Annotated in this window: 1 protein-coding gene; it reads right to left on the minus strand. The window is 55.3% G+C overall.

Translation table 11 applies throughout. The features are described from left to right. Positions 1-6: 6 nt before the first annotated feature. A partial coding sequence (locus EN804_RS35385; RefSeq protein ID WP_135922356.1) for a peroxiredoxin occupies positions 7-349 on the minus strand: 343 nt, incomplete at its 5' end.

Below are 349 nucleotides of genomic sequence, written 5' to 3' on the forward strand. Positions count from 1 at the left end.
GCCCGCTCAGACAACACCATTGGTTTTCAACCAACTGATAACTGCGTCTGCGTTCTCTTCGGGTGGATGCACGGGATAAAAGACATGCCTGATGACACCCGCTTGGATGATCATCGTTAGCCTGCGTAACAGGGTCAGACCGCTTGCTTGAAACATCGGCAAGCCAAGGGCCGATGCCAGACGGAGCGAATAATCCGAAAGAAGTGGGAACGGAAGGTGAAGCAGTTCCGCAGCCTCGCGCTGATATTCCGTGGTCTGGGTCGAGAGGCCAAACAGACGGCTTACGCCTAGCTCCTTCAATTCGGCGAAATGATCGCGAAACGCGCAGGATTGCGGTGTACACCCCCTC

It is taken from the genome of Mesorhizobium sp. M8A.F.Ca.ET.161.01.1.1, assembly GCF_004792105.1.
In the GTDB taxonomy this organism is placed as follows: domain Bacteria; phylum Pseudomonadota; class Alphaproteobacteria; order Rhizobiales; family Rhizobiaceae; genus Mesorhizobium.